The organism is Antarctobacter jejuensis, from assembly GCF_052266595.1.
Classification (GTDB): Bacteria; Pseudomonadota; Alphaproteobacteria; order Rhodobacterales; family Rhodobacteraceae; genus Antarctobacter; species Antarctobacter jejuensis.
On record NZ_JBQQXJ010000025.1, the window covers coordinates 42,625 to 50,043 of the forward strand.

The following is a 7,419-nucleotide window of genomic DNA, read 5'->3' on the forward strand; positions in this document are numbered from 1 at the left end:
ATTTCTGAAAGATAAGTAAGACGATGACCTGACCTGTCAAAACACTGCGTCAATCTGTGCGCCGGATTCCCGGGCGCGGACATGAAAAAGGCCGGAGCGCTCCCCGGCCTTACTCCATTGCAGGCGGCCTTGCCCTGTTTACATTTGCCGACCAATCGGCCCGGCGTGCGCTCAGGTTGGCGCAGGTTCCTGGCGTTCCTGCATCAGGCGTTTGGCCGCCGCTCCCGGGGCCGCGCCCCAAACCGCAATCCAGCGATAGAAGATCGGCGTCAGGAACAGCGTGAACACCGTCGCAAAACCTAGCCCGCCGACGATAACCCAGCCGACCGCCACCCGCGCCTCTGCCCCCGCACCAGAGGTCAGGATCAGGGGCAGACCGCCAAAGACCGTCGACACCATCGCCATCATGACCGGCCGGATCCGCAGCCGCAGCGCATTGCGGATCGCGCTGTCGATGTCCTGCCCCTCTTCGCGCAGCTGGTTGGCGAATTCGACGATCAGGATGCCGTTCTTGGCCATCACCCCGATCAGCATGACCAGCCCGATCTGGCTGTAATAGTTCAGCGATCCGCCGGTCAGCGAAATCGCCAGAACCGCCGCCGCAAGACCAAAGGGCACGGTCAGCATGATGACAATCGCGCTGGCAAAGCTTTCGAACTGAGCCGACAGGACCAGGAGCACCACCAACAAGGCCACGGCAAAGACCATGTAGATCGACTGCGCGCTGTCGTTCAGTGTCCCCGCCTCTCCGGTAAAGGCAATCGCCATGCCGTCGGGCAGCACCTCTTGTGCGATCTCCTGCAGCCGGTCCATCGCATCCGACAGGGTTGCCCCGTCGCCAAGGTTCGCCTGCGCGGCAACCGCAAGCGCACCGCCCTGCCGCTCGATCTGGGCCTGGCTCACCACCATGTCCAGCGAGGCCAGCGACGACAGCGGCACAAAAGAGCCATCGCCAAGGCGGATCGACATGGAGGCAATATCCGACGGATCGTCAATCGGCGGCCCGCCCGGCACGACGTTGACATCGATTTCGGTGTCATCCTCGAAGACCGTGACCGCGACAGTGCCCTGAACCAGCGCGCGGATCAGCGCGGTCACCTCCGACGGTTTCAGGTTCATGTCGTTCGCCGCATCCACGTCCACGCTGACCTGCAGTTGCGGATCGACGCTGTCATTGGACAATTGCGGGTTGAGAAAGGTCGCATCCTGCGCCATCGCGGCGACAAGCGTCTGCGTCGCCTCGGTGATGGCGTCGATGTTGGTGCCGGTCATGGCAAAACTCAGACCGCTGCCCGCGCCACGAATGTTCAGGCTGTTGGTCGACCGCGCGCTCACGCGCACGCCCGGCACCGAAGCCAGCTCTCCGCTGATCCGCCCAACAAGGTCCTGTTGCGAAAAATCGCGATCATCCCAATCCGGCAGACGCACGATGATAAAGGCACTGGTGCCGCCGCCGACCCCGATGATGCTCTGCACCGTCGTAATTTCGCCGGTTGCCTGATAGGCGGCAAGGATATCCTCGACCTGCGCCACCTGCGTATCCAGATAGTCCACCGTCGCATCCGACGCCCCGCGAGCCTGCACAAGGAAGAACCCACGGTCCTCGGAAGGCGTCACTGCAGAGGGCAAGGTAGAAGCCGCGCCAAAGGCCACGATGGCAAAAGCGCCCGCCACCGCCAGCACAAGAACCGGCGTGCGGATGGCCCAGTCCATCACCGCATCGAACCCCCGCGCCATCAGACCCGCAGGCTGAGTGCCCCCGGTCTCTTTCGCGGTCGGCTTGCCGGGATCCAGCAGGGCCGCCAACACCGGCGCAAGCGTCAGCGCCGTGGCCGAAGACAGCGTCACCGCAATGGCCAGCACGAACCCGAATTCAGAAAACACACCGCCCGCCTGCCCGGGCAGGAAGGAAATCGGAATGAAGACCGCCGCCAGCGTCGCGGTGGTCGAAATGACCGCAAAGAAGACCTCGTTCGTGCCTGCCGCCGCAGCGGCAAAGGCCCCCATGCCCTGTTTGCGTTTGCGTACGATATTTTCGATCACCACGATGGCGTCATCCACCACCATGCCGGTCGCCAGCACCAGTGCCAGCAGGCTGATCGTATTGACCGAAAACCCGGTCAGCCAGATCGCCGCCAATGTGCCGATCAGCGCCACCGGGATCGTGATCGCCGGGATCAGCGTCGCCCGGGGCGAGCGCAGAAAGACGAAAATCACCGCGATCACGATGACCGTGGCCAGCAGGATGGACTGCACCACCTCGTTGATCGACCCTTCGATAAAGACACCGTCATCCGAGGTGATGACCAGCTGAACGCCCTCCGGCAGGACCTGCCGCAATTCTTCGACAGCCAGATTGACCTCTCGTGAGATATCCAGCGTGTTCCCGACCGATTGCCGCGTGATGTCGAGCCCTACCGCCGTCTGCCCGTTCACCCGGGCAAAGACGCTGGCATCCTCCGGCAGCAACTGCACCAGCGCCACATCAGAGATCGAGGTCGTGCCATTGATCCGCACCGCCTTGACCGTATCGACGGTGACGGCCTTGTTCCCGACGCTGAGCGCCAGCGTCGTCGCCTGGCTTTCCAACTCGCCCAGCGGGGTGTCGTCCCGCAGGCTGGACAGCGCATCGCTGACATCGAAGATCGTCAACCCGCGCCCCAACAGCGACGGCATGTCCAGCGTGACGCGGAATTCATTCGCCCGGTTGCCGCGGATCGTGACCTCGGCGATGCCGTCGATGGTCGACAACCGCTCATAAACCGCCCCTTCGGCGAGCCGCGTCAGCTCGTCGAAACTGGCGTCGCCCAGCAGCGCCAGCCGGATGATGGCGTCGGAGTTGCTGTCAGCCTTGGACACGCTCGGATCGTCCACGTCGTCAGGCAACGAACGCATGGTTTCCGACACGATCTCGCGCGCTTCGTTTGCCGCGATGTCCACGTCGGTCCCGTCAGACAGGTCGATGGTGATACGGCTCGAACCGGCGCTCGACTCCGATTCCATGTAGACCAGCCCTTCGAGCGCGCTCAGCGCATCCTCCAGAACCTGCGTGATCTCGGTGTCGACGGTGGCGGGAACAGCCCCCTCATAGGTAGTGCGGATCGACAGCACGGGCTGATCCACATCCGGCATTTCGCGGACGTCAACGCTGGTCAGGGCGGCCAGCCCGGCAATGATGATCAAGAGATTCAGCACAAGGCCAAGGATCGGGCGGGCGACGAAGGTATCCGCAAACCCGACCCGGTGCAGCGTTTTTTCAAGGCTCATGTCTGCGGGCCTCCAGCATCGAGAGCGCCGTCGGCATTGGCCACCATCGCGCCATCGCGCAATTTCGAGGCACCTTCGGTCACGACAATCGCGCCGTCGGAAACCGAGGTTTCCAGCCAGACCCGGTCGCCCTCACGGTACTTGATGGTCACCGGCACGCGCGAGGCGCGGCCGCCATCGACCACCCAGATGCCCGCGCCGGTCCGGTCCCATGTCACCGCCGTGGCGGGCACCGTGGGCAGCGGCTCCGTCTGTTCGATCATACGCACCGAAAAGGTCATGCCGGACCACAGCAGACCTTCGGAATTGTCGATTTCCGCCTTGACCGTCACGCTGCGCGTCACCGGATCAAGACGGCTGTCAAAGGCCGCCACGCGCCCTTCGAACACACGGCCTGTATAAGTCGGCGTGCCTACCCGCACCGTCTTGCCGATTTCCAGCAAACCGATCGACCGTTCCGGAACCTCGAATTCGGCGATCAGGGTGGTGGAATCGTCGATGGTCACGATCACATCGCCCGCGCTGACCAGATCGCCGACCTGAACATCGCTCAGCCCCATGCGCCCGGAGATTGGCGCGACCACCGTGCGCTCCTCCAAGGCCAATTCGGCCATGCCCAGATTGGCCTCCGCCAGCCGCAGCGCAACTTCGGCCTCCGCCAGCGTGACACCGGACACCGTCAGATTTCCGCCCGACTGGAGGCTTTTATACCGCTCAAGCGTGTCGCGTGCCTGATCCCGTTCCGCCTCGGCGATGTCCAGCGCCAGACGCTGCGTCCGGTCATCCAGCCGCAACAGAACATCGCCCTTTTCGACGGCCCCATTGGCCAAAAGCGCGGTTTCGACAACTTCGCCCGCCTCGCTCATCGTAACGTTGGACCGGCGCAGGGATGTGGCGCTGCCGACGGTGTGCAGAACCAGCGCATAGCTGCTTTCCTCCATCGGCCCCATCACAACCGAAGTCGCCTGACCGCCGCGCCCGCCGCCGGGGCCCCCTGCCCTCGCACCGGGCGCCCCTCCGGGGCCCCCTGCAACCGGTTCAGAGCTTACGCCCCCCCAAAGCTGCGATACCTGCGATGGCACGCCGAAAGTCAGGGCGTATGCGCCCGCAAGGATACCGATGGAGGCAAAAATGACTGCCGTATGTTTGACCAATTTCACTGCGGACTCCGCTTCGAAGCAGTTGGGGTTCGAGCCTTCAACGACGCCGCGTCTCAACTCCGTCGGAATTAGTTTCACGAAGCCCCTAGGCGGTCCAGAATTTGTCGGACCCCTCCCAATGTCGTGATCCCATGTGCTCAATCTGGCCGCTTTTTGTGCGAAGTGGGGCTTTGGGACCTGTCACGGTTTGCCGCCGGACCGGGTCCTGAAAGGCGCGACCCGGATTTCGAAGGCCAAAGGCTGTTTTCGACCCGGGGCTATTGGCCGTGACCGGTAAAGTCGGCCGCCCGCACGCCAAAAAAAGCTCACCGCAAATGGGCCCAGACCCGATGTCCTCATTGGCGCCGTGAACGGGAAATGCGGATCGTTCGGCTTGGGGCAGCGTCGCCCGCAAACCAAGATCCGGGAATGGGAACGTCGAGTTGATCAGCAGCAACGCGTTCTGAAATCGGTTCCATCTCCCAGGATAGCCGGACAAGTCGATAAAATCCAAAAAGGGCAAGCTACCCAAAGGCCAGTGCACCGTAACCTCTGTCCGGACATTGCATACAGTTGTGCCGTGCGAGGAACCAGCCAGCATCGCCAAAGCTGCCACCTGTCGGCCCTACCTGACCAACCCGCAGGCCAAGCAGCGATGGCGTTTCGAAGAAATCGCTCCGGTTTTCGAACGACCAACACATTGGGTCCGGTTCCCGCGGCCTGCCAGGGTCCAGCGATCAAACAGGCGGTGCAAATCGATCAAGCCGGACAAGCCGTTTTGGCCGCGCTAGGCGCGGATAGCGTGATCGCCGCCGATGCCCAAGGCCAAATTCTCCCGCTGTCCCGCTTTTCACTCCCGTCAACCGGGCGCCGCCCCCCGCGCAAGGACAATCTCAGTCGTGGATCACACCGGAATGAACTTGCAGGAATAGGGAGCCCAGCGATCTTTCCACGGGCGCGCCTCTTCCAGCTCGAACGCCAGCTCGTAGAGCATGCGGTCGTTGCCCGTCGCAGTCTGGAACATCGATCCGACAGGCAGGCCCGTTTCCGGATCCCAGTTCAGCGGCACCGACATTGCCGCGTGGCCGGAGACGTTGACCGACGCGGTGAATGAAAGACCCGCCTGAAGGAAGTCGATCACGGAGTCGTTGACGATCGTGTCCGGGGACAGCGCATTGCCGTCGATCGACAGGAACGGCATCACCGGTAACAAGAGCAGGTCGATGTCCTCGAATACTTGGGCGTAGCGCGCCGGTACAGTGGCCAGATACTCCATGCCCGCCGTCTGAACGTCGGCCGGGATGGTGCTGCCGTATTCGATGAGGGTCGCAGTGAAGGGGTCCAGCAATCCGCTCTCGCGCGCGGACGCGCCGGTAATCGCGCGGGCGCCATCGGCGACGACGCCGAACTGCCCAAGGAACGCGCCGTTGTAATTCTCGAAGAACTCGCTCGCATTCAAGGGGATGGCGGCGTCCACCACTTCGTGCCCGAGATCGCGCAACAGCTGGACGGTGTTCTCCTGCGCGGCCACGACGGCGGGATCGACGGCCACGCCGCCGTCCATGCTCGGAGCATATCCGATCCTAAGCCGTCTGGTGGACGCTCCCGTTACCAGTCCGATCGCTGGGAACGGCCCGTTCGGATCCTCGGTATGTGCGAAGAGGGCCGCGCTGTCGCGCACCGTGCGCGAGATCGCCTGGTTGGTCTTGAAAGGGCCGTGCTGGCCTCCCGCCTCGCCCGGCAGCATCCGCGCGCGGCTGGGTTTCACACCAAAGAGACCCTGCGCGCAAGCTGGCAACCGGTTCGACCCTCCGCCGTCGGTTCCGTGGGCGAGAGGCACCATGCCTGACGCGACCGCCGCGCCGGCACCCCCGGACGAGCCCAGCGTGGACAAGGACAGATCCCAGGGATTGCGCGACAGGCCAAAGGCGGTGTTGTTGGTGATGATCCCCAACTGGGCGAATTCCGGCACATTGGTCATGCCGATGATGTTCATCCCCGCCGCCTCGACCCCGTCGACATACATGACGTTCTCGGCCGGGATGTTGGCAAGCATCATGCGCGACCCATCGGTCCGCCGCACGCCGCCCACGTCGATCATATCTTTTATCAGGATCGGCATGCCCGCAAAGGTCGTGTCCTTGGAAATCGTCTCGGCCTTCTCGAAGGCGCGGTCATAACTGCGGGTCGTGATCGCGTTGACGATGGGCTCCATCGCCTCGATCCGGCGAATCGTGATCTCGACAGCCTCCCGTGCGGAAATCTCGCCGCTCTTGATCAGTTCGGCCATGCCCAAGGCGTCCCGGTCGATGAATTCATCGATTGCCCTCGGGGCGGCAGCGGCAGGTTTGACTTGCGCTGGAACCACTGTTGCGGCGACCATAGCCCCAACAGTGCTTCTCAAGAGGGCACGACGCGTGAGCATGGAAGGTCTCCCCGAGATGATTTTTATTAAAGCTAGAAGTGACTATCACGAGTGGTCGTTCAATCCAACGTTCGATGCGGCACACGACGGGGGCATGCGGGGCATGTGAGATATGAGCGGACTTGTGAATGCGGGCACATTGAAACGGGGCACGGCTGAATCCCTGGTTCGCGGCACATCATTGATGGTCTACTTGGTTTCTTGGGCCGCCTTTGGGGCCGTCCCATCCGATGCCTTTGCGGAAAACGTCCGCGTGCAAATCGGTTTTGCCTTCACGGACGCGATCCTGCAAACACGCCCCAGAGAGCTTCTGGAGGACAGTCCCGTAATTGTGCGGCTGGATCGCCTGAACGGTGGCGACGGTCCCGGCGCCGCGTTTTCTGTGTGGCGAGACAGCCCGCGCCCCAAGGGGTCCATTTCCTACGGGTTCGAGATCCTAAGCTCACAATCTGTTGATTTCCGCTGAGAAGTGACCCGGTTTTTTCACCGAGATTTGACCCACCCTTGTTTATTCCTCGGCGGTCATGTTGTGGTCAATGCCGGCGTCTCCTTTCTTGTTTTCTTGGCGGCTTCGGAACTGGCTTTGAA

General features: G+C 62.7%; 4 protein-coding genes. 1 reads left to right on the plus strand and 3 read right to left on the minus strand.

All coding sequences use genetic code 11. The features are described from left to right. Positions 1 to 171: 171 nt before the first annotated feature. The 3 genes from ACTXGA_RS22900 to ACTXGA_RS22910 all read right to left on the minus strand — a co-directional run bounded on the left by ACTXGA_RS22900 (position 172) and on the right by ACTXGA_RS22910 (position 6,696). On the minus strand, positions 172 to 3,267 hold the full coding sequence (locus ACTXGA_RS22900) for an efflux RND transporter permease subunit (protein WP_443397040.1): 3,096 nt from the start codon (positions 3,265 to 3,267) through the stop codon (positions 172 to 174). Further along, the gene (locus ACTXGA_RS22905) at positions 3,264 to 4,427 is read right to left on the minus strand and encodes an efflux RND transporter periplasmic adaptor subunit (protein ID WP_443397041.1); all 1,164 of its coding nucleotides are present in this window, start codon (positions 4,425 to 4,427) and stop codon (positions 3,264 to 3,266) included. The genes ACTXGA_RS22900 and ACTXGA_RS22905 overlap by 4 nt, the downstream gene beginning before the upstream one ends. Before the next feature lie 883 nt (positions 4,428 to 5,310). Continuing rightward, positions 5,311 to 6,696: an amidase gene (locus ACTXGA_RS22910; RefSeq protein ID WP_443397042.1), complete on the minus strand. Its 1,386-nt coding sequence runs from the start codon at positions 6,694 to 6,696 to the stop codon at positions 5,311 to 5,313. 247 nt (positions 6,697 to 6,943) lie between these two features. Between ACTXGA_RS22910 and ACTXGA_RS22915 the strand changes: the two genes are divergently transcribed. Continuing rightward, positions 6,944 to 7,297, plus strand: a complete 354-nt coding sequence (locus tag ACTXGA_RS22915) for a hypothetical protein (RefSeq protein ID WP_443397043.1) — start codon at positions 6,944 to 6,946, stop codon at positions 7,295 to 7,297. The last annotated feature ends 122 nt before the right edge of the window (positions 7,298 to 7,419 follow it).

Bases quoted from the DNA above. Each gene is read 5' to 3' on its own strand.
- ACTXGA_RS22900 (WP_443397040.1), bottom strand. From the start codon at position 3,267: ATGAGCCTTGAAAAAACGCTGCACCGGGTCGGGTTTGCGGATACCTTC.
- ACTXGA_RS22910 (WP_443397042.1), bottom strand. From the start codon at position 6,696: ATGGCCGAACTGATCAAGAGCGGCGAGATTTCCGCACGGGAGGCTGTC.
- ACTXGA_RS22915 (WP_443397043.1), top strand. From the start codon at position 6,944: ATGAGCGGACTTGTGAATGCGGGCACATTGAAACGGGGCACGGCTGAA.